This window comes from Pelorhabdus sp. sgz311002 (genome assembly GCF_056134285.1).
The window spans coordinates 85130-109793 of the sequence record NZ_JBWBCL010000006.1; the positions used below are offsets into that span (position 1 = coordinate 85130).

Annotated in this window: 23 protein-coding genes and 1 riboswitch; of the genes, 7 read left to right on the forward strand and 16 right to left on the reverse strand. The window is 41.2% G+C overall.

Translation table 11 applies throughout. From position 1 onward, the window contains the following. Positions 1 to 2: 2 nt before the first annotated feature. Entirely contained in the window at positions 3 to 983 is a 981-nt protein-coding gene (locus AC0NJP_RS10865; protein ID WP_474039881.1) for a YeiH family protein, read from the reverse strand. A gap of 109 nt (positions 984 to 1092) precedes the next feature. Between AC0NJP_RS10865 and AC0NJP_RS10870 the strand changes: the two genes are divergently transcribed. Together AC0NJP_RS10870 and ygiD are read left to right on the forward strand one after the other, a co-directional pair. After that, the gene (locus tag AC0NJP_RS10870; RefSeq protein WP_474039882.1) at positions 1093 to 1980 is read left to right on the forward strand and encodes a LysR family transcriptional regulator; all 888 of its coding nucleotides are present in this window, start codon (positions 1093 to 1095) and stop codon (positions 1978 to 1980) included. A gap of 70 nt (positions 1981 to 2050) precedes the next feature. Then, complete coding sequence (gene ygiD, locus AC0NJP_RS10875) at positions 2051 to 2836, forward strand: 4,5-DOPA-extradiol-dioxygenase (protein WP_474039883.1); 786 nt, start codon at positions 2051 to 2053, stop codon at positions 2834 to 2836. A gap of 310 nt (positions 2837 to 3146) precedes the next feature. Then, positions 3147 to 3232: riboswitch (cyclic di-GMP riboswitch) on the reverse strand. A gap of 110 nt (positions 3233 to 3342) precedes the next feature. On the opposite strand, the gene AC0NJP_RS10880 is transcribed toward ygiD, so the two are convergent. The 4 genes from AC0NJP_RS10880 to AC0NJP_RS10895 all read right to left on the reverse strand — a co-directional run bounded on the left by AC0NJP_RS10880 (position 3343) and on the right by AC0NJP_RS10895 (position 5984). Next, the gene (locus AC0NJP_RS10880) at positions 3343 to 3678 is read right to left on the reverse strand and encodes a nitrous oxide-stimulated promoter family protein (protein WP_474039884.1); all 336 of its coding nucleotides are present in this window, start codon (positions 3676 to 3678) and stop codon (positions 3343 to 3345) included. 23 nt (positions 3679 to 3701) lie between these two features. After that, complete coding sequence (locus AC0NJP_RS10885) at positions 3702 to 4211, reverse strand: HD domain-containing protein (RefSeq protein ID WP_474039885.1); 510 nt, start codon at positions 4209 to 4211, stop codon at positions 3702 to 3704. Between the two features lie 117 nt (positions 4212 to 4328). Next, complete coding sequence (locus AC0NJP_RS10890) at positions 4329 to 4565, reverse strand: hypothetical protein (protein WP_474039886.1); 237 nt, start codon at positions 4563 to 4565, stop codon at positions 4329 to 4331. Between the two features lie 81 nt (positions 4566 to 4646). After that, complete coding sequence (locus AC0NJP_RS10895; protein ID WP_474040070.1) at positions 4647 to 5984, reverse strand: aspartate aminotransferase family protein; 1338 nt, start codon at positions 5982 to 5984, stop codon at positions 4647 to 4649. Positions 5985 to 6110: 126 nt separating this feature from the next. Here AC0NJP_RS10895 and AC0NJP_RS10900 point away from each other — a divergent pair, with 126 nt between their 5' ends. The 3 genes from AC0NJP_RS10900 (at position 6111) to AC0NJP_RS10910 (ending at position 9864) form a co-directional block, all read left to right on the forward strand. Next, positions 6111 to 6992 carry a LysR family transcriptional regulator gene (locus AC0NJP_RS10900; protein WP_474039887.1) on the forward strand — a complete coding sequence of 294 codons (882 nt, stop codon included), beginning with the start codon at positions 6111 to 6113 and terminating at the stop codon, positions 6990 to 6992. 105 nt (positions 6993 to 7097) lie between these two features. Continuing rightward, positions 7098 to 7379: an ArsR/SmtB family transcription factor gene (locus tag AC0NJP_RS10905; protein WP_474039888.1), complete on the forward strand. Its 282-nt coding sequence runs from the start codon at positions 7098 to 7100 to the stop codon at positions 7377 to 7379. A 25-nt stretch (positions 7380 to 7404) separates the two neighbouring features. Beyond that, positions 7405 to 9864: a CoA-disulfide reductase gene (locus tag AC0NJP_RS10910; protein ID WP_474039889.1), complete on the forward strand. Its 2460-nt coding sequence runs from the start codon at positions 7405 to 7407 to the stop codon at positions 9862 to 9864. 87 nt (positions 9865 to 9951) lie between these two features. Here AC0NJP_RS10910 and AC0NJP_RS10915 read toward each other — a convergent pair whose 3' ends face one another. The 4 genes from AC0NJP_RS10915 to AC0NJP_RS10930 form a co-directional block, all read right to left on the reverse strand. Beyond that, positions 9952 to 11979 (reverse strand): methyl-accepting chemotaxis protein, encoded by a 2028-nt coding sequence (locus AC0NJP_RS10915; RefSeq protein ID WP_474039890.1) that lies wholly within the window; start codon positions 11977 to 11979, stop codon positions 9952 to 9954. A gap of 330 nt (positions 11980 to 12309) precedes the next feature. Then, entirely contained in the window at positions 12310 to 13641 is a 1332-nt protein-coding gene (locus AC0NJP_RS10920) for an MATE family efflux transporter (protein WP_474039891.1), read from the reverse strand. Positions 13642 to 13686: 45 nt separating this feature from the next. Further along, positions 13687 to 14493, reverse strand: a complete 807-nt coding sequence (locus tag AC0NJP_RS10925) for a MerR family DNA-binding transcriptional regulator (RefSeq protein ID WP_474039892.1) — start codon at positions 14491 to 14493, stop codon at positions 13687 to 13689. A gap of 90 nt (positions 14494 to 14583) precedes the next feature. Then, a complete protein-coding gene (locus tag AC0NJP_RS10930; protein ID WP_474699790.1) occupies positions 14584 to 15456 on the reverse strand; it encodes a LysR family transcriptional regulator in 873 nt (290 codons plus the stop codon). Positions 15457 to 15600: 144 nt separating this feature from the next. Here AC0NJP_RS10930 and AC0NJP_RS10935 point away from each other — a divergent pair, with 144 nt between their 5' ends. Continuing rightward, on the forward strand, positions 15601 to 16506 hold the full coding sequence (locus AC0NJP_RS10935) for an alpha/beta fold hydrolase (RefSeq protein WP_474699791.1): 906 nt from the start codon (positions 15601 to 15603) through the stop codon (positions 16504 to 16506). Positions 16507 to 16643: 137 nt separating this feature from the next. On the opposite strand, the gene AC0NJP_RS10940 is transcribed toward AC0NJP_RS10935, so the two are convergent. The 3 genes from AC0NJP_RS10940 to AC0NJP_RS10950 are packed head-to-tail and all read right to left on the reverse strand — an operon-like array spanning position 16644 to position 19849. Beyond that, positions 16644 to 17147 (reverse strand): LeuD/DmdB family oxidoreductase small subunit, encoded by a 504-nt coding sequence (locus AC0NJP_RS10940; RefSeq protein ID WP_474699792.1) that lies wholly within the window; start codon positions 17145 to 17147, stop codon positions 16644 to 16646. Positions 17148 to 17158: 11 nt separating this feature from the next. Continuing rightward, positions 17159 to 18412 carry a 3-isopropylmalate dehydratase large subunit gene (locus AC0NJP_RS10945; protein WP_474699793.1) on the reverse strand — a complete coding sequence of 418 codons (1254 nt, stop codon included), beginning with the start codon at positions 18410 to 18412 and terminating at the stop codon, positions 17159 to 17161. Between the two features lie 33 nt (positions 18413 to 18445). After that, a complete protein-coding gene (locus AC0NJP_RS10950; RefSeq protein ID WP_474699794.1) occupies positions 18446 to 19849 on the reverse strand; it encodes an anion permease in 1404 nt (467 codons plus the stop codon). Positions 19850 to 20087: 238 nt separating this feature from the next. Between AC0NJP_RS10950 and AC0NJP_RS10955 the strand changes: the two genes are divergently transcribed. Next, complete coding sequence (locus AC0NJP_RS10955) at positions 20088 to 21956, forward strand: sigma 54-interacting transcriptional regulator (RefSeq protein ID WP_474699795.1); 1869 nt, start codon at positions 20088 to 20090, stop codon at positions 21954 to 21956. Between the two features lie 76 nt (positions 21957 to 22032). On the opposite strand, the gene madM is transcribed toward AC0NJP_RS10955, so the two are convergent. The 4 genes from madM to AC0NJP_RS10975 all read right to left on the reverse strand — a co-directional run bounded on the left by madM (position 22033) and on the right by AC0NJP_RS10975 (position 24652). Further along, positions 22033 to 22803 (reverse strand): malonate transporter subunit MadM, encoded by a 771-nt coding sequence (gene madM, locus AC0NJP_RS10960; protein WP_474699796.1) that lies wholly within the window; start codon positions 22801 to 22803, stop codon positions 22033 to 22035. A gap of 33 nt (positions 22804 to 22836) precedes the next feature. Further along, a complete protein-coding gene (gene madL / locus AC0NJP_RS10965) occupies positions 22837 to 23199 on the reverse strand; it encodes a malonate transporter subunit MadL (protein ID WP_474699797.1) in 363 nt (120 codons plus the stop codon). Between the two features lie 126 nt (positions 23200 to 23325). Then, on the reverse strand, positions 23326 to 24534 hold the full coding sequence (gene madB / locus AC0NJP_RS10970; RefSeq protein ID WP_474699798.1) for a Na+-transporting malonate decarboxylase, carboxybiotin decarboxylase subunit: 1209 nt from the start codon (positions 24532 to 24534) through the stop codon (positions 23326 to 23328). After that, the gene (locus AC0NJP_RS10975; RefSeq protein WP_474699799.1) at positions 24527 to 24652 is read right to left on the reverse strand and encodes a hypothetical protein; all 126 of its coding nucleotides are present in this window, start codon (positions 24650 to 24652) and stop codon (positions 24527 to 24529) included. Before AC0NJP_RS10975 ends, madB begins: the two co-directional genes overlap by 8 nt. Between the last annotated feature and the right edge of the window lie 12 nt (positions 24653 to 24664).

The following is a 24664-nucleotide window of genomic DNA, read 5'->3' on the forward strand; positions in this document are numbered from 1 at the left end:
CCTCATAACAGGCCACTCAGATGCTGCACAAATAAAGAAGCAAAAGCGACTGCCGCCCAGCATACTGAACCTAATAGAATGGGCCGTACGCCATTTTTCACAAGTTCAACCAATCGAGTATTGAGGCCAATGGCGCTCATGGCCATCACAATTGCAAATTTGCCGCAAGATCCTAATAATCCAGCAAGACTTTCCGGCAAAACTCCCGCTGTATGAATCAGCGAGGCAACAACAAACCATAAAATAAACCAAGGAAATATTCTCTGAAACGAAAAAGAGTTTTTCTGTTTATTGCGATAAGCCATGACACCAGCCAATAAGAGGCAGATGGGAACAATCATCAAGGCCCGCGTCAATTTGACTATCGTAGCATAACTGCCTGCCGCATCACTGTAAGAGTAAGCCGCAGCAACAACCGAAGAAGTATCATTGATAGCCGTACCAGCCCACATACCAAAACCAGTATCAGATAACTGCCAAAAGTGTCCTAAAAAGGGAAACAAAAATACAGCAGCTACATTGAATAAGAAAATAGTAGAAATAGAAAAAGCAATTTCTTTATCTTTTGCTGCAATCACCGGAGCTACAGCAGCAATAGCTGATCCGCCGCAAATTGCGGTACCAGCGCCAATCAGCAGCGTTGTCTTACGATCAAGCTTTAATAGTTTCCCCACTAAGTAAGCTACGCCAAAAGCGGTAAGCAAAGTAAAAATCATTACAGAAAAAGATTTCGCGCCTATAGCTGCTACTTCAAAGAGATTCATCTCAAATCCTAAAAGAATAACTGCATACTGCAAAATCTTCTTGCCAGTAAACGAAATGCCAGCTTCTAAAATTTGCGGGCGTTTCACGCTTGCAAAAATCATCCCCAACACAATACCAAAAACAGGTCCGCCAATAATCGGATAATATAGTCCTAAAGTATAAGCAACCGCCGCAAATAAAAAAGAAAGTCCTATCCCATACAGCTTTTCTTGTTTCATCGATAAATCCCCTTTCCTGTCTTGGTTTGTAGTCTATCACTTGCGGTAAAATAAGTAAAATAGTATAATTTGATAAAAACAATAGGTAAAACTATATAAGGGGATTTTTATGACATTACGCCATCTGCGAATTTTCCTTGCCGTATGCGATGAGAATAATATGACCCGAGCGGCCCGAAGCCTGCATATGACACAACCTTCCGTCAGTTTAGCGGTACAAGAACTGGAAGAACATTATGAAGCGCTTTTGTTTGAACGATTGGGACGCAAACTTTTTCTAACTGAAGCTGGCCGTCGCCTTCTTGTATATGCCCGTCACATCATTCATTTAAATAAACAAGCCGAAGACGAAATGCACTCTTTCGGGAAAACGAGTCGGCTGCGCCTTGGATCTAGTGTAACAATTGGTGAAGCTCTGCTTATAGATCTTCTAATTTATAACCAGCAGACAAATCCCCAGCAGGAAATTTTCTCAGAAATTCACAACACAGCCGAACTAGAAGCGATGCTTTTAAAAGATGAACTCGACCTGGCCTTAGTAGAAGGCGAAATTCACTCGGAATATTTACACAGTCAGCCTTTTCTCCAGGATGAATTGATTTGTATTGTTTCGCCCCAAAATAGTCTAGCAACGAAAAATCACTTAAAAGCAAAAGAGATTGCCTCACTCGGTTTTTTCGTACGTGAAAGCGGCAGCGGAACAAGGGAACTCTTTGAAAAAGCTATGAAAGAACAAGGCTATACCTATACAGTGATTGGCGTCTATAATAACGCAGAAACCATAAAAAAAGCCGTTATGGCCAATTTAGGTATTAGTGTCATTTCACGTCAAGCTGTCCGCCACGAATTAGCTGATGGCACTTTAATCGCTTTGACGATAAAAGAACTCTCCTTGCAACGAAATTTTTCGCTTGTCTATCATAAAAATAAATATCTTTCACCGTCGTTACAACAATTTATCAACTACTGTCTAACACTTGAAACAAAATCGAAGTAGGCCATATCTAATAAGAACTTTACGCTGACTAATAAGATAAATAGAAGATCTTAGTAAGGAGGCTTTTGTCATGACACAACAAAAATCCAAAATGCCTGTCCTCTTTATCGGACACGGTTCTCCCATGAATGCCATAGATAATAACAAATACGCAAAAACTTGGAGCGAAATCGGTCAAAGCTTACCGCGGCCAGAAGCGATTCTGGCAATTTCCGCCCATTGGTATACGGCAGGTACTAGAATCACCGACGCCAAAGAACCTAAAACAGTTTATGACATGTATGGTTTTCCCAAAGAATTGTATCAAGTCCAGTATCCTGCACCAGGTTCACCCCATTTCGCCCAGATTACAAAAAATTTAATTAGCAGTCCTGTAGCTATTGATAATAGCTGGGGACTCGATCACGGATCTTGGTCCGTTCTACATCGCCTCTATCCGCAAGCTGATATTCCGGTATATCAGCTAAGCGTTGACAGAAATGCCTCTGCCGCCAAACATTTTCAAATTGGTCAGGAAATCCGCCAATTAAGAGAACAAGGGGTTCTTATTTTCGCTAGCGGCAATGTAGTCCATAACCTTTCCCGTATCGCCTGGGACTTAGAAACAGGCTATGATTGGGCCGAATCCTTCGATCACTATATTAAAACAAGCATCATCGCTAAAAATTATCAGGCAGTTATTGATTATTCTCAAGCTGGCCCAGCGGCAAACCTTGCCTTCCCTGAGCCGGATCACTTTTATCCCCTGCTTTACGCCCTTGGTGCGGCAGGTTCTAACGACCAACTTTCCATTTTTAATGATTCTTGTACACTAGGTTCTTTATCAATGACAAGCTATCGCTTTGATGAGGTTTAATCCTAAAGGTATCAAAAAAAATAAAAATGCGGCTGTTCTGACAAAATCTTGTCAAAACAGCCGCATTTTACTTACGCTAATCTTCTTCGCAATAGCTGATATTCTTTCACTTTTTCATCTAAAATTTTATTTAACTTAATTGCTTCAGTGGATAAAGAACCTTTGTGCGCAAGAACATCAATTAAAGCTAAACGATGCTTCTCGATTTCTTCTTGCAATTCTTTTAATATATCATAAATAATTACAATCTCCTCCTGCCACTAAAAATAAAGAAACCAGCCGAATGACTGGTTTAAATACAATTATATCAATCGGCAACCTGGCAATCATCGACATTCTGTCTTTAGACCCATGGCTTTGCGTCCCTACCTTTCGATAGGTTTGCCCATATTCATGTTGTCTTGTGATACGAAAAATTGCTAACACAACTTGTTGGTATAATATTACATCTCAGCAGCAAGGAAGTCAAGGTCTTTTGTCCCGGCAAATATGAAAAAAGTCCTAACTTATTGTAAATTTTTTGTTACTGATCGAAGGTGACACTTTAAAACACCAAATAGATGCTGCAAGGCTAGTAAGGGATCTTTATAAATCATTTTAGGTCCAGCATAACGCATGACTGAAATAATCTGCTGCCGTTTCTCTGGTTGATAGCAATGAATCAAGCACTTCTCACAGACAGGCTTTTTCGCCTGAAACGGGCATTTCTCCAATCTTAGCCGGGCATAATGCAATAGTTCGCTGCATTCCTGACAAAGCTCCGAACGCTGTTGATGAACGCCTTGACAGTAGATAGAAATCAGTTTTTCTACACTTTTTTTCTCGCGATCCATTCTGTCCATTTACCAAAATCGCCCCCAGCCATTTAACGATTCCATCCGTACCGTTCCTGAGCCAGCCTTTTACCTGTAGCTGTTCTGAAGTTTTTTTCAATAATTCCTGGCATCTTTTCACTGTGTCGATAAATTTCTTCCTCTTCAATATTTACGATCAAATCAGCTTCCCAAATAATCTGAAAATCAAGTCCGTCATTTTTATCAGCCGTATGATGATGACCAACAATATAAGCCACGCGCTCAATCAGATCTTTTGGTTTACCAAGCTGCTCCATAAGCTGACGCACGACAGGCGGTCCTTCTAGCTCCTGATAAGGTCCCGCGGCAGAATGATATTTTTGCTCTGCCAATTTAATTCCGACGTCATGAAAAACCGCTGCTGGAATGACAGTTTGAAGAATTTGTTCTGATACCTGTTCGCCAGCCATAATCGCTTCCGCTGCGCCCAGTACTTTCAGTGCGTGATTAATTCGCCTGCTGTCAGCGGCAAAATACTCTTTTAACACTACAATGTACTCTCCTGCACTTGTTCTATCCACTTGATCACCCCGCAAAATATATTAGTTTCATTATAAAAACTTTATGGGCTTATTGCTGTTACTTTTATCACACCTACAAAAAAAGACGCCTTGCGGCATCTTCTTTCTCAGCACTATTTATGATACTGTCAGACTTTCTTTATTTAGTGTTGAAATATGCTGCAAAATACCGTCCTTTTGCAGCTCATAAATCTCCACCCAACCGTCATAATCAGATTTTACATATTCTGCAAGCAGTTCACGAGCTGTTGCTTCAGCAGATTCCTGCGTAGCAAAACCATCAGCACGATAAAAATCGTCCATAGCTCCAGCCTCATCACGGTGAAAAGAGTATATTACAAAAGGATTCTCCATAAATTGACCACCTCATTAAAATAAACTTCATGATTTTATACTGTAATAAACTCTTATTCACCAGCTTATTGTTTTTTTCCTTCAATAGTAAGAAGCTAATTCATGAGCAAATTCATGAAATCCTGCCACAAGACTATCAACAAGTTCATCTACTTGATCTTTCGTAATAATTAGCGGCGGCGCCAATAAAAACTGATCGCCGTTTATTCCATCAGCATTGCCGTTCCCGGGATAAACAATAACGCCATGCTTAAGTAGCGTCATTGTCAGTTTGTCAGCAATCGCCAGGTTAGCCGGGTAAGGTTCTTTTGTTATTTTATCTTTGACAAGTTCCACGCCAAGTAGCAACCCTTTGCCTCTGACATCACCAACGAAAGAAAAGGGAAGCAGCTTTTCTTTAAGTAAATTAAGCAGATACGCTCCTACGGTCTGGACATTTTCTACAATGTTTTCTTCAAGCAATGTTTTGATAACAGCTACAGAAACCGCCGCTGACAAGGGATTACCGCCATAAGTATGACCATGGACAAATACACCTGACCCCGCTTTAAAAGTATCATAAATTTTTTTTTGGGCAATTACAGCCCCTAACGGCGAATATCCAGCGCTCATGCCTTTCGCGGCGCAAATCATATCAGGTTCTACGCCCCAGTCAGCAATACTAAATATCGATCCAGTACGGCCAAAGCCAGCCATCACTTCATCAGCAATAAATAAAATATCATAATGGTCGCAAATCTCGCGAATAATTTTAAAATAATCCTTATGGGGAACGATTGCCCCACAAGCAGCGCCGCCAACAGTTTCCGCAATAAATGCCGCTACATATTCAGCGCCTTCCATTTTTATGGCGCGCTCTAAATCTAAGGCACAGTCAACTTCGCAAGTTGCTTCACTTTTGCCAAAAGGGCAACGATAACAGTATGCGGGAACAATATGAGGTAAATTCAACAGCAACGGTGTATAGATTTTACGCCGTTTATCGCCAGTCATCGATAATGCGCCGATCGTATTACCATGAAAGCTTTTCCAGCGAGAAATCACACGATATTTTGAACTTTGTCCATCTCTTTCCACATAATACTGTCGCGCCATTTTCAGCGCCGCCTCAGTGGCTTCCGAACCACCGGAAACCAAATATAATTTATTTAAGGATCCAGGCGCCAAATCAGCCACTAAATCAGCCAATTCCTGAATCGGCTCTGACGTCCAGCGCGACAAATGGCTAAAAGCGACCTTGCCCGCCTGTTTGAGCATAGCCGCCAATATTTTAGGATGGCCATGACCTAAATTGGCTACTGCTGCTCCCGAACAAGCATCAATATATTTATTCCCAGCCTTGTCATATAAATAAATGCCTTCGCCATAGTCCACTTCCAGATAGTGTTTATTTAAGCTGCGGTAAAATACATTACTCATCACATTTCACTCTCCCAAACTATAGACTTTTTTTCTGTCCCAGTATATCATGCAAATATCAACAGAAAAAATAAGTGTTTTATATCATTTCTATCACTTAAACTGATAGATTGAGAGGAGATTTCCATGGAATTTCGCCAATTACAAATATTTTGCACCGCCGCGCAAACGCTAAATTTTACTAAAGCGGGAGAAAAGTTAGGTTATGCTCAATCTAATATTACTGGCCAAATCCACCAGCTTGAAACAGAACTTCAAGTCAAGTTATTCGAACGTTTGGGACGAAATATTCAACTTACTAGCGAAGGAAAAGCCTTTTTGCAAAATGCCCAAACTATTTTAGCGCTTTGCGCCAAAGCGAAAGCTGAGTTTTCACCGCAAGTTTACCGCGGCAGTCTCACGATTGGTGCAGCCGAAACGCTATGTGTATATCGTCTTCCCGCAATTCTTCAGGAATATCGTAGTAAGTATCCCCAAGTAGAACTTCGCGTACGAACAGAACCCTGCGAAAAGATGCCCCCACTTTTAAAAAGCAATGATATTGACATCGCGCTTGTGCTGACAGATAAAATCACCATCCCTAATATTGCGGCAAATCTTCTGCAACAAGAATCCATGCTCCTTGTTGCAAGTCCCCAGCATCACTTGGCAGCAAAACAAAGTATTACCCCCGCCGACTTCACAACAGAATGTCTCATTTTAACCATGGCTGGCTGCGGTTATCGCCCGCTCATTCTGGCTATGCTGCAAGAGCAGCAAGTGAAGCCCAGTTCTCTTATGGAGCTTTCTAGCATGGGCGCCATTAAAGAATGTACTATCTGCGGTTTAGGCATCGCCTTTCTACCTGAAGTTTCGGTCAAACAAGAAATCGTCGACAAAAAATTAGTCGCACTGCCTTGGAACGGTCCTGCTTTTAACGTAAACACGATCTTACTATATCATCAGGAAAAATGGCTAACGCCTGCGCTCAGAGCTTTTTTAGCTCTATGTCAATCCTGTGCAAAGTAAGAATCATCACGATGAAATCCAAATTAAATTTCTTTGACAAGTTGACTTTAAATATCTATATATCGTATTATATAAATATAATGATTTAAAAGGATGGATAAACCCATGGAAAAAGACTATGCAAAATTTACCCAGTATGCCGAGCTATTAAAAGTAATGGCCCATCCTGTCAGGTTATGTATCGTCAGGGGATTGATCAGTAAGGGTTCCTGCAATGTCTCTCATATGCAATCTTGTTTAGATTTGCCGCAATCCACAGTATCGCAGCATCTACAAAAACTACGGTCTGCCGGAATTATTACGGGAAGCAGAAATGGTCTGGAAGTAAACTATCAGGTTTGCAACGAAACAGTGATTCAGCTTATCAAAGTATTATTCCCTGATTAAACCACATCCATTAAGGAGGTTGCTTATGAGTAAAAAAGTATTGATTATCGGTGGAGTAGCCGGCGGCGCATCGGCAGCGGCACGATTGAGACGGCTTGATGAAACAGCTGAAATTATTATGTTTGAACGCGATGAATATATTTCTTTCGCCAATTGCGGCTTGCCCTATTATATTGGCGAAACCATTATGGAGCGCGGCAATTTATTAGTGCAAACCCCAGAAAGCTTCAATTCTCGGTTTAATATTGATGTCAGAGTCAATAGTGAAGTAACTGCAATCAACCCAGAGAAAAAAACAGTCACGGTCAATAGTAAGGAAAAGGGCATGTATGAAGAAAGTTATGACTCTCTCATCTTGTCACCGGGAGCAAAGGCAATTCGTCCGCCGATTCCCGGTATCGATAGTAGCCGGATTTTCACTTTAAGAAATATTCCTGACACAGACTCCATTAAAGAATTTGTTGATCGTCAGGACATCCAAAGCGCCATTATTATTGGCGGCGGTTTTATCGGCGTAGAAATGGCAGAAAACCTTAAAGATCGTAATCTCGCTGTTACTCTTGTGGAAGCGGCGCCACATATTCTGGCTCCCTTTGATACGGAGATGGCTCTCCTTGTGGAAAAAGAATTAGACGATCAGGGTATTCAGCTTAAATTAAATGATGGTGTCAAAGCTTTTACGGACCATAATGAATCAATCGAAGTCCTTCTAAGCAGCGGGGAACGTCTTACAGCAGATGTTGTGATTCTGGCAATCGGCGTAGCGCCTGATACCAGTTTTCTTAAAGCAAGCGGTATTAAACTGGGAGCCAAAGGTCACATCATCGTAAATGACAAATTAGAAACTTCTTTGCCTGGCGTATATGCCGTCGGTGATGCCATCGAAACAAGCGACTTTGTCAATAAACAAGCCACAGCAGTCCCGCTAGCCGGCCCTGCCAATAAACAAGGCAGAATCGCCGCTGACAATATTGCCGGTCTAAGCAGCACCTACAAAGGAACCTTGGGAACATCCATTCTTAAAACATTTGGGCTGACCGCCGCTGCTACTGGCAATAATGAAAGAACTTTACAACGACTCGGCATTTCCTATAAAGCCATTTACATTCATCCAGTGTCGCATGCCTCTTACTATCCCGGCGCCACTCCTTTAACCTTAAAACTTCTATTTACTATGGAAGGCCGCATCTTAGGCGCTCAAGGAGTAGGATTTGATGGCGTAGATAAGCGAATTGACGTCATTGCTACAGTCATTCGTTTAAATGGAACTGTGACCGATTTGACAGAATTAGAACTTTCTTACGCACCGCCTTTTTCCTCAGCAAAAGACCCTGTCAACATGCTTGGCTATGTTGCTGAAAATATCATAACAGGCCGAATGGATACCTTTACAGCACAAGATCTTGCGGACTATGATCTAGAAAACGTCACTGTCCTTGATGTTCGGACTGAACTCGAATTTGAAAACGGCCATTTGCCTGGCTCCATCAATATCCCCGTAGACAGCCTAAGAACTAGAATGAATGAATTAGACAAAAACAAGTTAATTCTTGAATACTGTCAAGTCGGTCTTAGAGGCTATATCGCCTCAAGAATTTTATCGCAAAATGGCTTTCAAGTTAAAAACATGACAGGCGGCTATAAATCCTCATCAGCCCTCGACTTTAAGCCTAGCATGACCGCTCAAAACAACAATAATTTATCCTTACAAAAAGCCACACAACATTCGTTAGAAGAAAATACCCCAGATATCTCTTTTGACAAATTAGTCGATGCTTCCGGTCTATCCTGCCCTGGCCCCTTAATGCGAGTTAAAGCTTCTATCGACGAACTACAAGAAGGCCAAACACTCAAAGTACTTTCATCGGATCCCGGCTTTTTAGAAGACATTAAAGCTTGGTGCAAAAATACGCAGAATGAACTCTTACAGCTTGACAAAACCCAAGGCCAAATTACAGCCTTTATTAAAAAAAAAAATAATTCTGCCTTAACGCTTCCGCCTACGCATCAGGGAAAAGACAATAAAACCATTGTCGTTTTTAGTGGCGACTTAGATAAAGCCATTGCCGCCTTTATCATTGCCAATGGCGCCGCAGCTATGGGAAAAAAGGTAACAATGTTCTTCACCTTCTGGGGACTGAACATTCTCCGCAAGCCAGAACATATTCCCGTCAAAAAAGGCTTTCTTGATAAGATGTTTGGAATGATGATGCCTCAAGGCAGTCAAAATTTAACCTTATCAAAAATGAATATGCTAGGCATTGGAACAAAATTAATGCGCCTAGTCATGAAAAATAAAAATGTTACGTCCCTAGAAGAGCTAATTCAGGCTGCTCTGGACTCAGGCATTGAAATTGTCGCCTGTCAAATGTCGCTTGACGTAATGGGCCTTAAACCAGAGGAATTGCTCGACGGCGTAAAGTTCGGCGGTGTCGGGTATTATCTTGGTGAAACAGACAATGCTAACACCAATTTATTTATTTAAAATAACAGGAGCTATGTTGAAAGATCCATTTCAACATAGCTCCTGTTTTATTATAACGCTTTGTCTAACCGCAAGTATCTCTAGCGTTTATACCCGGAATCTGTGTACAGCGTTTTGCAATTCTTCCGCCATTCCAGTTAAAGCGTGACTAGCCAGCGCGATTTCTTTCATGGAAGCAGACTGCTCTTCGGTAGCGGCTGATACTGTTTGGGTTTGTGTCTCATTCTTTCTTGCCACATTGTTTAACTTTTCCGTATAAGCTACTACTTTTTGACTTCCTTGATTCATTTTTTGCATCAGTTCAGCAATAATAACCCCGTCTTCCGATACCAAGTCTACCAAACTTACAATTTTGATAAATGATTGATTGGCATGACTTACAATTTCGGTGCCACTTCGCACTTCACTCACACCATTTTTCATTGCAATTACAGCTTGATCTGTATCGCCTTGTATTTCCCCAATGAGCTTGGCAATCTGTTGTGCCGCTTGCTGTGATTGTTCTGCTAGCTTCCTAACTTCTTCCGCAACTACGGCAAACCCTCTGCCTTGCTCCCCAGCTCGAGCTGCTTCAATTGCCGCATTCAGCGCTAATAAATTAGTCTGAGATGAAATGCTAGAAATAGTATCAATAATCTGCCCGATTTCTTTAGAGCGATCTCCTAACTTGGTAACAATCCCTGCCGATTCTTCAACTACCGTCTGAATATGCTGCATTTGCTGCATAGCACTTTCCATTCCTTGATTACCAATTCCCGCTTCTCTCGAAGCATTTTGGGATCGAGTAGATATTTGTTCCGTATTTTTCACTGCCTCTTCAATGTTTTCCGCCATTGTATCAATCGCTTGGGCAGTCAAATCAACAATAGAATTCTGGGCTACTGATCCTTCAGCGACTTCCATGATTGACTTAGCAACCTGTTCAGACGCTTTCGCCGATTGCTCCGCGCTAGCACTGAGCTCTTCTGATGAAGCAGCTACCTGATCTGTTGTCTGGGCTATGGCTACAACCAAGCGCCGCAAATTATCAGTCATTGCATTATAGGCTGAAGCTAACTGCCCCATTTCATCTTTTGATGTAAAGACCAATGGTTCTACTGCCAAATTACCGCCAGTGATCTCCTTGGCATATTGCAATAAATACTTGATTGGTTCCGTTAAATGTTTCGCAACAATCCAAATCGCAGCAATCGCAATTAATATAACCAACAACATAATGGCGGCTATTTTTTTACTCAAATCACTGACAGGAGCAAAAAACTCCCGTTCATCAACCACCGTTGCCACTGACCATCCTGTAAGTGGCACAGACTCAAAAAATGCAATCTTTTTCTTGCCGTTATATTCGTAACGATAAAGTCCGCTCTCACCAGCGACCATTTTTTCTCCTAATTTCTTTACCGATACATCCTCCATATCGGTAATTTTTTTCTTCATAACTAAATTACTATCAGGATGATGAATGATTGTCCCATCAGCAGCAATAACGAGTCCATAGCCGGTCTTTCCCCACTTTAACTGTTCGGCCATATTTTGAATCGCTTCCAGTTTCAAGCCAATCCCGACCATTCCCAGGATGGAATTCTGTTCATTTTTGATTGGCGCTACTAAAAATACGCCTAACGTTCCACTCGTAGAGAGCAAAGGAGTTGAAATGGTAATTTTTCCGCTATTTAATACATCTTTATAATATTGACGCGATGTTATATCATTAACAGCAGTAACATAGTCATTGCCTTTTTTATTGATAGCTGTAGATTTCCCATTTCTCTCGGCAATAAATAGACTAAAATATTTATCTGGATGGTTTCCGATAATTTCCTTGCTTAAATTAAGTTGGAGCTTATCAATCATTGGCCCTCTTTCCGCGACCTGTTCTTTCGCTTCCGGCGTAGACGCAATTAATTCTGGTTCGATTAATTGTCCATCGACCCAAGTATTAATTTCACTGGCCGTATGTTTAGTGACAGATAACATACTTTTACTTAACTCTTCTTCCACAAGGCTATTAATCCCCCAATAAGAAATAGCGCCAACAATCCCTAAACCGATTACAATGACCGGTATGATCATAATTAAAAGTTGATTCCGATAAGACATATTTTTAAACATCATATCCCTCCTTCAAATTGACGTTACATAGAAATTTTAATGTAATAATAATTCTCTGAGCCCCCCAAAAAACCTTCATTTCTTATTTTAAAAAAAGACAATAATTGATAAAAAATGATATTTTTTCTAAGTGTATTATTTTTAACGTGATTAATTTGAAGTTAAAAAACAGCATTTATCGACAATTCATCTATCAATTTACTCAGCAAAAAAACAGGAACTATATTGAAATAACAATTTCAATATAGTTCCTGTTACATTTTAATAGCTATAATGACTTTTCTGTTCTCATTTAAGCAAGACTGACAAACGCGCCAGTCTTGCCCTTGCTGTTTATTGAAAAACTTGTCTAAAATGACTGCGAATCAATAAAATCGATAGAATAAAGGTTATAAGCTCGGCAATCGGCACAGTGAGCCAAATTCCTTGTATGCCTAGCAGCTTCGGCAATATAACAATACCGATTCCAACCCAAACCAGCCCCTTACTTAAAGCGATGAATGCCGCATTTTTAGGATAACAAATAGCCGTGAAATAACCTGACACGATAACATTGAGACCATTTATCAAAAAGGCAAAAGCATACACTTCGGCCCCTTGCACAGCAAACTGAATCACAAGCTCATTGGCGCCATCAAGAAAAAGAAGAATAATATTTCTGGCAAAGTTGAAAATCACGGCAAAGAGTCCTAGCCCAATAAATAGCGCCGCCATAGCGGCTAGCTTAAGGGTCTTTTTTACTCGAGCCATACTCCCCTTGCCGTAATTATAACTAATAATCGAACCAACCCCATCGGCTATACCTAACAAAATATTATTGCCTACAAAGGAAAAATAACCAATTGCCGTAAATGCGGCTACGCCAACTTCGCCGACATAACGCATCAATGTAATATTAAATAAAAAGGTCGTAACGCCTGTACAGATTTCGGTAATTCCCTCTGAAGTTCCATTGCAAATAATTTGGTAAGCAAAACGTTTATCAAAATTCCCCTGAAGCAATTTCAAAGTCGTTTGTCCCGTGATAAAAGGCAGTACGGCCATAATAAAAGCAATACTATAACTGATCCCTGTGGCAATAGCCGCCCCTTTTACACCTAAATCGCCTTGGACGATCAGACAGTAATTCAGTATCATATGACTGATAACAGCAACAATCAGAATTTGCATGGAATATATAGGTTTTCCCATAATTTTCAGTACATAATCCAGTACAAACATAATGCCTAAGAGTGGTAAAAATATCCCTTCATATTTCAGATAAATCATGACAAGATCGATCAGTTGTTCATTCGCACCTAAAAAAACAGCAATTTCTTTAGTAAATATAGTAGAAAATAAAGCAAGCAAAAAAGATATACCGCTGATCAAATACAGCGCTGTCTTAAAAGCATCATCGGCTTTGCTCTTTTCACCGGCCCCGAGCAAGCGGCCGACAAGGCTTTGCATACCAATTCCAACTACAACGCCAATGGCAATCATCAAACTAAAAAACGGCATTGCTATATTTACACTGGCTAAAGCATTCAGTCCAATATATTGACCCACAAAAAAACCATCCACCACTGTATTAACGCCTAAAAACACCATGCCCATAATCGAAGGAATTGCATACTTAAAAAACAAGGCAGTCACATTTTCCCTGCCTAATATATTTTCAGACACGTTTATCACCTCATGTTGATGATAAACCTTGGAGCAACTCAAAGGTCAAGTTTTTTGGGTTTCTATCCAAATTTCATAATAATCAAGACTGTTTTTATGCTCGCTTGCTATGTATCGTCCAATCAGCGGTCCGACGATATTTCTCCCTGTTGCATTGATATACTGCAAGGCTCGATCAAGCATGCTATTTTTCGGTTCTATGTAGGTTGTTCCGATGACGGTATAAAGATATTCCGTTCCCGCAAACGAAGAAAGTTCTTGTCGCTCTGATTGATTTATCAAACCAGCGTGCTCCTCTTCCGCACTCAAGCCAATTTGAGCCGCAATAAAACTTGGATTAGTTACAAGCGTCTCACGAAGAACCATTAGAGTATATTGAATGCGCTCACTCAGCCAATCTTCTTTTTTATACTTACGAATCATTGCAACCAAATCTTCCGACTGATTGCTAACAAGCTTATATTTAAATTCTGGCGCAGAAACATATTGAAACTTTCCGATAAGCTTCTTGCATAACTGATATTGGCAAGCCGCCTGTTCAATTTGCTGTTTCAAATGAGTCAGCTCTCTGATTCTCTTTTCCACTCTAGTTTGACTTTGGTAGAGAATACTTGTAATGTCACTAATATCTAATTCTGTGAGAATACGTTTAACTTCTTTCACGGGCAATTCCAGATTTCTAAAAAACAAAATATCCATTAATACAATAATTTCATCATAAGAATAATAACGATAGCCGTTTGCCTCATTTTTCTGTGAGGAAAACAAGCCCATCTTCTCATAATGGCGAAGTGTGTCTGTTGATACCTCAAACAAATTTGCCACTTCACCAATCGTCCATTTCTCTTTCATATTCTCCATCCTAATATAATTGTTATTTCCTTCTATTTTACCATTACCATGATTCCTGCTGTAAGCTTTCCTATCTAAAACAAAATATTCTTACCGAAACTTCGCTTTCATAAAGTCGATGAGTTTTTTCACATCAGAATATATCTGGCGACCTTGTTTCGTAACAATGCCAGCCCGAATCCTTAAGGGAGTTGCAAAGGGAATGGCCACAATATTTCGATCATCTAGAACAGCTTCACGCATCAGAAAAGTCGAAGCCAAATTTTTACTCACCAAATTCTTCACCGTATGTAATTGCGCCGACCGCAAAATAATATTAGGCTTTATCTCGGCATCGGCAAAAACTTGAGATACCAGTCTATTAACGAAAAAACCGCCTTGTAACATAACCAATTTTTCGTCGACTAAATCTCGTACTTGAATATGCTTTTTGGCTGCTAGCAAATGCTTCTCATTGGTGCAAAAACAACACTCACTGTCAAACAACTTCGTATAGTGCAAACCGCTACAATAATCTATTTCGTAGATTGTAATAGCAAGATCCAGCTCTTCCGTACCGACCAGCCGCAATGAATCCATGCCGCCAAGTTCAACGATCTCTAGATTCATTTCCGGATAGCGCTGCTTAAATTCTCCAAGAATAACAGGTATTAAATAGGATCCAACTTGCAGCGGTATCGCTACTCTAATATGATTTTTAGTATTTACGAAGTCGAGGATATCGCTTTCTAATTGTTCCATACCGCTTATAATTCCTTGAATCTTCCCTAAAAGAAACTCCCCTTCTTTCGTAATAAGGATCCGTTTTCCTTCCCGCTTAAATAAATTCAAACCGGTTTCGACTTCTAAATCTTTCATCGAAACAGTGATTGTAGGCTGCGATACATGCAGATGTTGCGAGGCCTTCGTAATGTTTTTCCACTTACATACTTCCATAAAATATTTCATTTGAATCAGCGTCACTAACAGCGCCTCCTTTTATAAAAACAGATCAAACGCTTTAGCTTATATAGTAAAAACTTATTTACAAATAAGAAAAGGATATTTTATTATTTGACATTCAACCGTGATAATAACAATAGATCCAATCTAGGAGGAGGAGTTTCCATGTTAGCAGAAAAATACTTTCCTGGTTTCACAAATCGGTTTATTGAAGTTGAAGAAAACATTAAAATTAATACTTTTATCGGCGGCCACGGCAATGAAGCTATTTTATTACTCCATGGTCATCCCGAAAACTATTTAATCTGGCGATTTATCGCCCCAAAACTCGCGGAAAAATATACTGTAATATTGACAGACCTGCGCGGTTATGGCTTCAGTAGCAAACCGCAAGGACTGCCTGACCATTCTAATTACTCCAAACGAGTCATGGCCAATGACCAAGTACAAGTCATGGAGCAGCTAGGTTTCAAAAAATTTCATTTAGTCGGCCACGACCGGGGAGCCCGCGTTTGCCACCGTTTAATCCTAGATCATCCAGAAAAAGTAACAACTTGCACTTTAATGGATATTTTGCCCACTTATGATATGTACCGAGACACAAATCAAGAGTTCGCCACGAAATATTGGCATTGGTTTTTCTATATTCAAACAAATGGTCTTCCGGAAAAATTGTTAAGCGCTGATCCGGATTTCTTTATTCATTTTAACTTACAACTCAAAATTGGTCCAAAATCCAGAGAAAAATTCCCCGAAGAAGTCTTACAAGAATACACACAGTGTTTTTCCGATCCGGCAACAATCCATGGCATTAGTGAAGATTATCGGGCTTCTGCTACCATTGATATGGAGTATGACTTAGCCGACCGAGATAAAACCATTAAAACCCCTTTATTGGTTCTCTGGGGCGCCAATGGCGTAGTCGGAGGGCTCTGGGATGTATTGGCTGGTTGGAAGGAACGAGCAGAAACGGTAAGCGGTTTTGGCGTTCCTGAATGCGGCCATTTTGTGCCAGAAGAACAACCGGAAATTGTTTTAAAAGCTATGGAAAATTTCTTAGCTAAGTACTAAGTGTAATCATATATTAACTAAATGGGGCTGCCGCACTAAGCGAAAATTCCAACATATATTGTGATTTCTTTACTCAAAACCCACAACATATGTTAGAAACATTTCCTTAATGTGACAGCCCCATTTCAAATATTATTTTATATTTTCCCTAGTTGCTTTTGAATCAGCGGCTTAATTCCCCCGCTTAACAAGATATGCATTACATATTCCGACATGGGTTGTGCCTGCAAAACGCTTCCTGTTGATTGATTCATGATCTCACCTGACTCAATATTTACAGCCAGCTTATCGCCGTTTTTGACTAGCTGGCCAATTTCAGGACAAATCAGCGCAGGAACGCCTAAGTTAATCGCGTTGCGATAAAAAATCCGGCCAAAAGATTCCGCAATGATTGCTCCCACACCTATTGCTTTAAGCGTAATCGCCGCATGTTCCCGACTCGAACCGCAGCCAAAATTCGTACCAGCTACAATAAAATCGCCAGCGGAAAATTCATGGACTAAATTGGGATCAGCCCCTTCCATAGCGTGCTTCGCTACGTCCTCTACATCAGTCAATTCAACAAACCGGCCTGGATAGATCTGATCTGTATCAATATTTTTACCAAATACAAACGCTTTACCATTCAATTCTCTTTTCATTGTTTTCCCCCCTACGCAAGATATGGAACTGGATCAGCAATTTTCCCTTCTAAGGCAGCAGCAGCAACAGCTGCGGGAGATCCTAAATAAATCGAGGCTTTAGTATGACCCATTCGGCCGGGAAAGTTCCGATTGGTTGAAGTAATGCAAGTTTCGCCAGCTGTAAGCATTCCTTCATGCGTTCCCAAGCAAGCAGCACAACCAGGAGTCACAAACGTTGCGCCTGCTTCAATCAGAGTCTGCACATAGCCTTTTTCCATTGCTTCCAAAAGAACAGCTTTCGAAGCTGGAACAACAACAAAACGTGTTTGCAGATGGATATGCTTGCCCTTAAGAATCTTGGCGGCTACAGCTAAATCTTCCACCCGCCCGCCTGTACACGATCCCAGATAAGCCTGGTCAACCGGCGTTCCAATAAACTTCTTCAAATCATCTACATTATCAACACTTGATGGCGCTGCCAATTTGGGACCAATGACAGAAACATCAAATTCAAGTTCTTCGGCATACTGATAATCTGGATCTGTATAATAAATCTCATAAGGTCTAGTAACTTTTTCCTCCAAGAATGCCTTAGTAACTGCATCAGGCTGGATGTAGCATGCTTTTGCTCCCATTTCTGTAGTCATATTACATAAGGCCATTCGCTCTGAAATACTAAGTTTTGCGATGACAGGCCCAGTAAATTCAACGGCTTTGTAAACACCATAATCCGCTCCCAACAAACCGATAACATGAAGAATAATATCTTTCGCATACACACCACTAGCAATCTCACCAGTTAGGTGAATGCGAATAATTTCCGGTACGCGAAACCACAATTTCCCTGTAACTAAAATGGTTGCCAAATCAGTAGCGCCAACTCCAGTACCGAAAGCCCCAAAAGCGCCGTGCGTAGTCGTATGGGAATCTGTTACAACTACAATTTCGCCAGGATGAGATAAACCCTTATCAGCTAAAACCTGATGACAGACGCCTTCATTAATGTCCATAAGCATTTCAATGCCCTGTTTACGGCAAAACTCGCGGAACTGCTTTTGATTGTCAGCCTGAATAATTGTGGACGGCGGTGCATAATGATCCAGGAACATAACGACATTTTCCGGCGCCTTGACTTGTTCACCGCCCATCTCATAAAAAGATCTTACGGTCTGCAAATATAAATCATTAATTCCAGCAATATCAACCGTACAATTTACGATCTCGCCAGTAACGACCGAATCCTTTCCGGCTTTTTTCGCTAATAGTTTTTCAATTGCGTGCATAATAATCCTCCTTAAAATAAATATAACCTGATCTTACCAGAGCCCCAGAACCTTCCACCACATCCCGCCGACGCCAAGCCATAACACCAGATTGACAACCGAAACCATAAACCCAAGCTTCCACCAAGTCCCCTGGTCTACATAGCCGGAGCCAAAGTAAATCGGTGCAGGCCCTGCAGCATAATGGGTTAAAGACATACACAAATTAGACATAAATGCTAGCGCTAAAGCCACGAGATAAACAGGCGCACCGGCAGCAACAGCAACTGATGCGAAGGCTGCATACATAGCGGTTATATGGGCAACCAAGCTAGCAAAACCATAATGAGCATAGGTATAGGCAACAAGCAGCACTACCAATGCCAGTTCCCAGGAAACGCCGTTCAAACTGGCACTGACTTCCTTGGCAAACCAAGGAATAAATCCGAGCTTTGTTAAGGCGTCCGCCAGACCAATGAGCGCCCCCATCCAAACTAAGGTATCCCAAGCGCCTTTTTCCTCTAACACATCTTTCCACTCAAGCACTTTCGTCACAAGCATAATAGATACGGCCAACATCGCCACTATCGTTGCATCGATATGATTATATTGCGATGTACTCCACAGCACCAAAGAAAGTAAAAAGACAGCGGCAACAATTTTTTCGCCAAGCGACATGGGGCCCATATTCATTAATTCTTGTTTAGCGATTTCTTTTGCTTCTGGCGTTTTCGTTATTTGGGGCGGGAAAACCTTATAAAGAAAATAAGGCACAATGAGCAATGACAGCAGCCCAGGAACAATAGCAGCCAAAGCCCACATACTCCAGCTTAAATTAATTTGCAACGTTTTTGCCGCCAACAGGGCAATTAAGGGGTTCCCGGCCATCGCTGTCATAAACATAGCGGAAGTAATCGTATTGGCTTGGTAGGCCGTTTGCATCAAATAAGCGCCAACGCGACGCGATGACTCACCTGGTTCTGATCCAAAGGCGCTTGACAGACTTTTTACAATAGGAAATAAGATTCCGCCTGTCCGCGCTGTATTGGAAGGTGTTGCCGGACTCATAATAAAATCGCTCAAAGCAATTGTGTAGCCAAGTTTCAGCGTACTATCTCCCAACCAGCGAATCAGTACATAAGCAATTCGCTTACCAAGCCCTGTCTTAATAATCCCTTTTGCAAACAAAAAGGCCGATACAATCAGCCAAATCGTACCATTACCAAATCCGGACAACGCTTCTGCCGGTTTTAAAATTCCCGATAAGGCTGAAAAAGTAATACTCAAAAAAGCAATAGACCCAATGGGCAAAGGCTGAGCAATAAACCCGAGAATGGTCGTTACAAAAATAGCGAACAGATGCCAAGCTTCGACTTTTAAACCTGCCGGAACAGGTAAAAACCAAATCATTGCACCAATTAGTAATACAAGTAGTCCGCGACCTGCTTTGGTCTTCATTTTACTCCTCCTAACATGTAAAACCTGTTCCTTATCTCGTAGATAGACTTTTGTCATCCCTCCTTTTTTTCTCTGTATCCTATCTTTTCTAAGGCAACATTATTTATATTAAGCACAAAGTATGCCAAAACAAAAAGCCTGATAAAATCAGGCTCGATCGAATCATTCCATTGATTACAGTATCTATTCGTTTTATAATTGAAACGAAATGTTCTATTTTGTCTTACGGAGGATTTAAATGAAACAAATCGCCTTTTTAGCCCTTGATCAAACAATGTTTCACACAGCATTGCAGATTCGTGATGAACAAAACTTCGCTATGGAAGTTGCGGAAGGCTTACTCAGTAAAGGCGTTAAGATAACATCTGAACTGATTGAAAACGGCTGTGAGATCCTCATTACCCGCGGCGGTACTGCTGCCGCCATCACTGAGGCCAAGCTTCCTGTTACAATTGTTGAAATCCCCATTACCGCTTTTGATCTTGTTCGCGCCTTGGAGAAAGCTAAAAACTATGGCAAGGAAATTGCTATAGTTTCTTTTCCTTCACTGCTCCACGGAGCTAACCTCTTAGGAGATAGTTTAGGAATCGATCTGCGCTGCTACCAACTCAACAATGAAACAGAAGCAGACGATCGCGTCAGGCAGGCTTTTGCTGCTGGCGCTAAGGTAGTGATCGGCGGTTTCATTACGATTCTGGCAGCAAAAAAGCAGCAAAAACCGGCCATTCTGATTGAAAGTGGCAGAGAAAGCATCATTCAGTCCTGCTTAGAAGCCAAACGCATCGCTGCAGCCAAAAATTTAGAAAAAGAAAAATCAAACATATTACGCGCTCTGCTAACTTACGCTTATGAAGGTATTCTTGCCGTAGATGCTGCAGAAACAATCACCTTCTTTAATCCTTTTGCCGAGCAGCTAACAGGCGTCAAAGCTGCAAATGCGCTTGGTAAAAAAATTAATGACCTATGGCCAAGTTTAAATCTAGGAAAAATGATTCGTCAAAAAAATGATGATCTAAGCCACATTACTACAATAAACGGGCGCGATGTCTTATGCAATAAAGTATCAATTTTAGTCAATCACCAAGCTGTCGGCGCTGTCGTTACCTTTCAGGATGTAACACAAATTCAACAAATGGAAGCCACAGTCAGAAAACGACTCTATGTAGAAACTCACGAGGCAACATCTCATTTTGAAACGATTATTGGCCGTAGTCTATCTATTCAGCAGGCGATTCTTACGGCTAAAGACTTTGCCATCACCGATTTTTCTATTCTTATTTTAGGCGAAACAGGTACAGGTAAAGAGGTATTTGCTCAAAGCATCCATAATTATAGCTACCGCCGCAGCGAACCGTTTATCGCTATTAATTGCGCCGCACTGCCAAGCCAAATTCTCGAAAGCGAATTGTTCGGCTATGTGGGCGGCGCCTTTACCGGCGCAAACGCGCAAGGAAAACCAGGACTATTTGAAGTAGCTCACAAAGGAACTATTTTTTTGGATGAAATCAGTGAGATGGATTATATTACCCAGGGAAAACTCCTGCGGGTATTGCAGGAAAAAAAGATACGACGCGTCGGTAGCAGCAATGTAATTCCTATCGATGTTCGCATTATTGCAGCCTCTAATAAAAACCTTTGGGATCTTGTCGAACAAAAACAATTTCGCGCCGATTTATATTACCGTTTGAATGTTCTACAACTTCATTTACCGCCGCTAAGACAGCGAGAGAAAGACATTTCACTCCTAGCTGAATTTTTTCTTACGAACCAGCCCAATCAGTTGTACAAGCATCGCCTCAAATTGCTGCCATCAGCACTGCAGGCGTTAGCCGCGTATAGCTGGCCAGGCAATATTCGAGAATTGCAAAATGTTATGCAACGCATTATTGCCGTCCATAAGCAAGAAACCATCGATGCCGCTACAATTCATCGCTTTCTTGACCATGAGGAAACGGCAAAAACTGAAAGTCTTATCAAATCCAACGAAGTCGAACAAATCCGCCAAGCCTTACTCTTAAGCAAGGGAAAACAAGGCGCTGCTGCTAAGCTTCTCGGAATTAGCCGCTCCACCTTATGGCGTAAAATTAAGCAACTGCAAATTGATTAACCTAAAAAATCCCGCAAACCAGTCGACTGACTCGTTGCGGGATTTTCTGTAACTATTGCAATTTTACAACTCAGATTTAACCAAAAATTGCTTTAGTCGCTAAGAATAAAATTGACGGACATAACAAGCAGCCAAGTCCCGTGTAGAAAGTAGCCGTCATTGCGCCATAAGGAACAAGCTTAGGATCGGTAGCGGCTAGGCCAGCAGCCGTACCGCTAGTCGTGCCCATCAAACCGCCATAAACCATAGCAGACTGCGGATTATTCAAACCAATAAATTTAGCCACTGTAGGTGTAAGCACCATAACAAGAATTGATTTAACAACGCCCGCAGCAATACTAATTGCAATAACCGGTGAGCTTGCACCAATTGCCGCACCAGTAACCGGTCCAACAATAAAAGTAACGGCCCCAGCACCGATTGTAGCTAGGCTTACCGTGTCATTATAACCAAAAGCCAAAGCAAGCAGTACGCCAACAATATAGGCCGAAATAATTCCTAAGAAAAGCGACAGAACACCAGCCACGCCGGTTTTTTTCATTTCGCTTAGATCCGCGCCAAAAGCAGTCGATGCAATCGCATAATCACGCAGCATGGCGCCGCCCATTAAGCCAATACCAGAAAAAATCTTAAGATCAGCGATCCCCTTCGAGCCGCCAGTCACTGTGCCGCCCCAATAAGCTAGTATTAAACCAAAAATAATAGCGATAGCCGAACCATGAATCCGTTTATTCGTAAGCTTATCTGAAATTAAATAAGAAAGATACGTAACGATACCAACAATCATAAAAGACATTACTAAGCCATTGCTAACAAACACATCGTAAACCATTTTTCCCAAATCCATGAACGATCCCTCCTAGCCATTCTTATTTTTAACTTACTTTTTCGCTTTGCCTATTTTACTCAATAGAGGTACAAACAAGAAAGCTACAGCAACTGAAAGCGTTCCAGCAGCGAGTGCCAGAGGCCCGCCTTTGAGAGCTGCCAATACATTTTGTTGTGCCGTCATGGCTACAACAATAGGGATATACATGGCATTCCAAAAAGCAATCCCATCTTGCGCCGGCTTGGAAAGTTTTCCGGCCTTCATTAGTTTTTGCGTGAGAATAATCAATAAAAACATTGCAAAACCAACGCCGCCGACATTTGCTTTTACGCCAAGCAAAGCGCCTAGAACATCGCCAAACCAAACTCCGACAAAGTAGCAAAACGAAAGCAGCGCTACACCATAAATTGCCATGATAATTCCTCCATTTTTATAAATTTGGTTATTCATTTATACACTTACTTAGGCGGTAATGCACTATGGATAACCAAATAACCACAAGCATTACCGCCGGGAGAACCTTATAAACCCGTACTGATTTTACTTCACAAAATGCGCTGTTGAAACAAATACCCCAGTAGCAATGGCACTCACAATAACGCCACTGATATTTGCCCCTAAGGCAACTGGCAAAATCATAGCATAAGGATTTGCTTCCATGGCCGCATATTGGGCGAGCTTTGCTGTACTTGGCACACACGATACACCTGCAATCCCAACTGTCGGATTAAATTTACCCTTGGTAAACCAATAAACAACCCAGCCGCCGATAATACCGCCAACGGCAGAAATCGCCAGAGCTAAAATACCGAGAACAATTAAAATGCCAACTTTCGGATCCATAATGGTTTTGGCGTCACACAACACGCCAAGTAGCAAACCTAGGAACAACGTCGCACTATAGAGAAGCGTATTATCTAACAACTTTTGGTATGGCTCAATCTCCGCTTCCTTAATCGCTACACCGAGGAAAAAGGACATAATCAGCGGTGCTGCCACTGGCAGCAATAAGCAAAGTACGCCGCACATAATCACAGTAAAGATAAACTTTTGGCTTTTAGGTACCTCTGAATGTTGCACCTTCATCTCAATTCCGCGATATTTCTTCGGAATCATCAGCTTAATGATATAAGGATAACCCGCATAGGTTAAGCTTAGATACAAGTACGCAATGATCGAAATCGGAACAAACAGATTCGGCGCCAACATCAACGAGGTAAATAGCACCATGGGACCATCAGCGCCGCCAATAGTTCCCACAGCCGCCGCCTCGCCAATTGGTAGACCTAGCTTATAGCCGATTACCAAAGTAGCAAACGTTCCCGCTTCGGCAAAAATGGCTACAACAATACTAGCCCAAGGCCGCGCTAAAACAAAACCGATATCACACATGGCCCCAATCCCAAAAAAGACAATACAAGCAATAAGGCCATTACTAAAAGTCAAGTTATAGATTGGCTGTAAAAAGTTAATTTGCATAATATTCATTAAGTCGTCAGGTTTAGCTACAAGCGGGTCAAGGAAAATATTGCCAATCCCGCCATTTTGCATAAATAGAACACCTGTATTGATCGCAATCATGCCAATTCCCATAGGAACCATAATTAATGGCTCTAAAGTTCGTTTAAATCCTAAATAAGCTAATACAAAACCAAATAGAATCAGAAAAAGTCGCGCATAAACAACCGACGGATCTTGCACAAAGAAAGAAAAAATACCAGGAAATAGATTATGGATAATTTCAGTCACTATTCATACCACCTAACTTTGATATGGCTTTATTAATAATTAGGATTAATCCTACTGTCGCAAAAGAAAGTGCGGCAGTTAAACCATAGGAAAATCCCGCATAGGTATAAATGTCCAACTTGTTTCCTCC

Coding starts and splice junctions, on each gene's coding strand:
- AC0NJP_RS10865 (WP_474039881.1), bottom strand. CDS start 983: ATGAAACAAGAAAAGCTGTATGGGATAGGACTTTCTTTTTTATTTGCG.
- AC0NJP_RS10870 (WP_474039882.1), top strand. CDS start 1,093: ATGACATTACGCCATCTGCGAATTTTCCTTGCCGTATGCGATGAGAAT.
- ygiD (WP_474039883.1), top strand. CDS start 2,051: ATGACACAACAAAAATCCAAAATGCCTGTCCTCTTTATCGGACACGGT.
- AC0NJP_RS10880 (WP_474039884.1), bottom strand. CDS start 3,678: ATGGACAGAATGGATCGCGAGAAAAAAAGTGTAGAAAAACTGATTTCT.
- AC0NJP_RS10890 (WP_474039886.1), bottom strand. CDS start 4,565: ATGGAGAATCCTTTTGTAATATACTCTTTTCACCGTGATGAGGCTGGA.
- AC0NJP_RS10895 (WP_474040070.1), bottom strand. CDS start 5,984: ATGAGTAATGTATTTTACCGCAGCTTAAATAAACACTATCTGGAAGTG.
- AC0NJP_RS10900 (WP_474039887.1), top strand. CDS start 6,111: ATGGAATTTCGCCAATTACAAATATTTTGCACCGCCGCGCAAACGCTA.
- AC0NJP_RS10905 (WP_474039888.1), top strand. CDS start 7,098: ATGGAAAAAGACTATGCAAAATTTACCCAGTATGCCGAGCTATTAAAA.
- AC0NJP_RS10910 (WP_474039889.1), top strand. CDS start 7,405: ATGAGTAAAAAAGTATTGATTATCGGTGGAGTAGCCGGCGGCGCATCG.
- AC0NJP_RS10915 (WP_474039890.1), bottom strand. CDS start 11,979: ATGATGTTTAAAAATATGTCTTATCGGAATCAACTTTTAATTATGATC.
- AC0NJP_RS10925 (WP_474039892.1), bottom strand. CDS start 14,493: ATGAAAGAGAAATGGACGATTGGTGAAGTGGCAAATTTGTTTGAGGTA.
- AC0NJP_RS10935 (WP_474699791.1), top strand. CDS start 15,601: ATGTTAGCAGAAAAATACTTTCCTGGTTTCACAAATCGGTTTATTGAA.
- AC0NJP_RS10940 (WP_474699792.1), bottom strand. CDS start 17,147: ATGAAAAGAGAATTGAATGGTAAAGCGTTTGTATTTGGTAAAAATATT.
- AC0NJP_RS10945 (WP_474699793.1), bottom strand. CDS start 18,412: ATGCACGCAATTGAAAAACTATTAGCGAAAAAAGCCGGAAAGGATTCG.
- AC0NJP_RS10950 (WP_474699794.1), bottom strand. CDS start 19,849: ATGAAGACCAAAGCAGGTCGCGGACTACTTGTATTACTAATTGGTGCA.
- AC0NJP_RS10955 (WP_474699795.1), top strand. CDS start 20,088: ATGAAACAAATCGCCTTTTTAGCCCTTGATCAAACAATGTTTCACACA.
- madM (WP_474699796.1), bottom strand. CDS start 22,803: ATGGATTTGGGAAAAATGGTTTACGATGTGTTTGTTAGCAATGGCTTA.
- madL (WP_474699797.1), bottom strand. CDS start 23,199: ATGGCAATTTATGGTGTAGCGCTGCTTTCGTTTTGCTACTTTGTCGGA.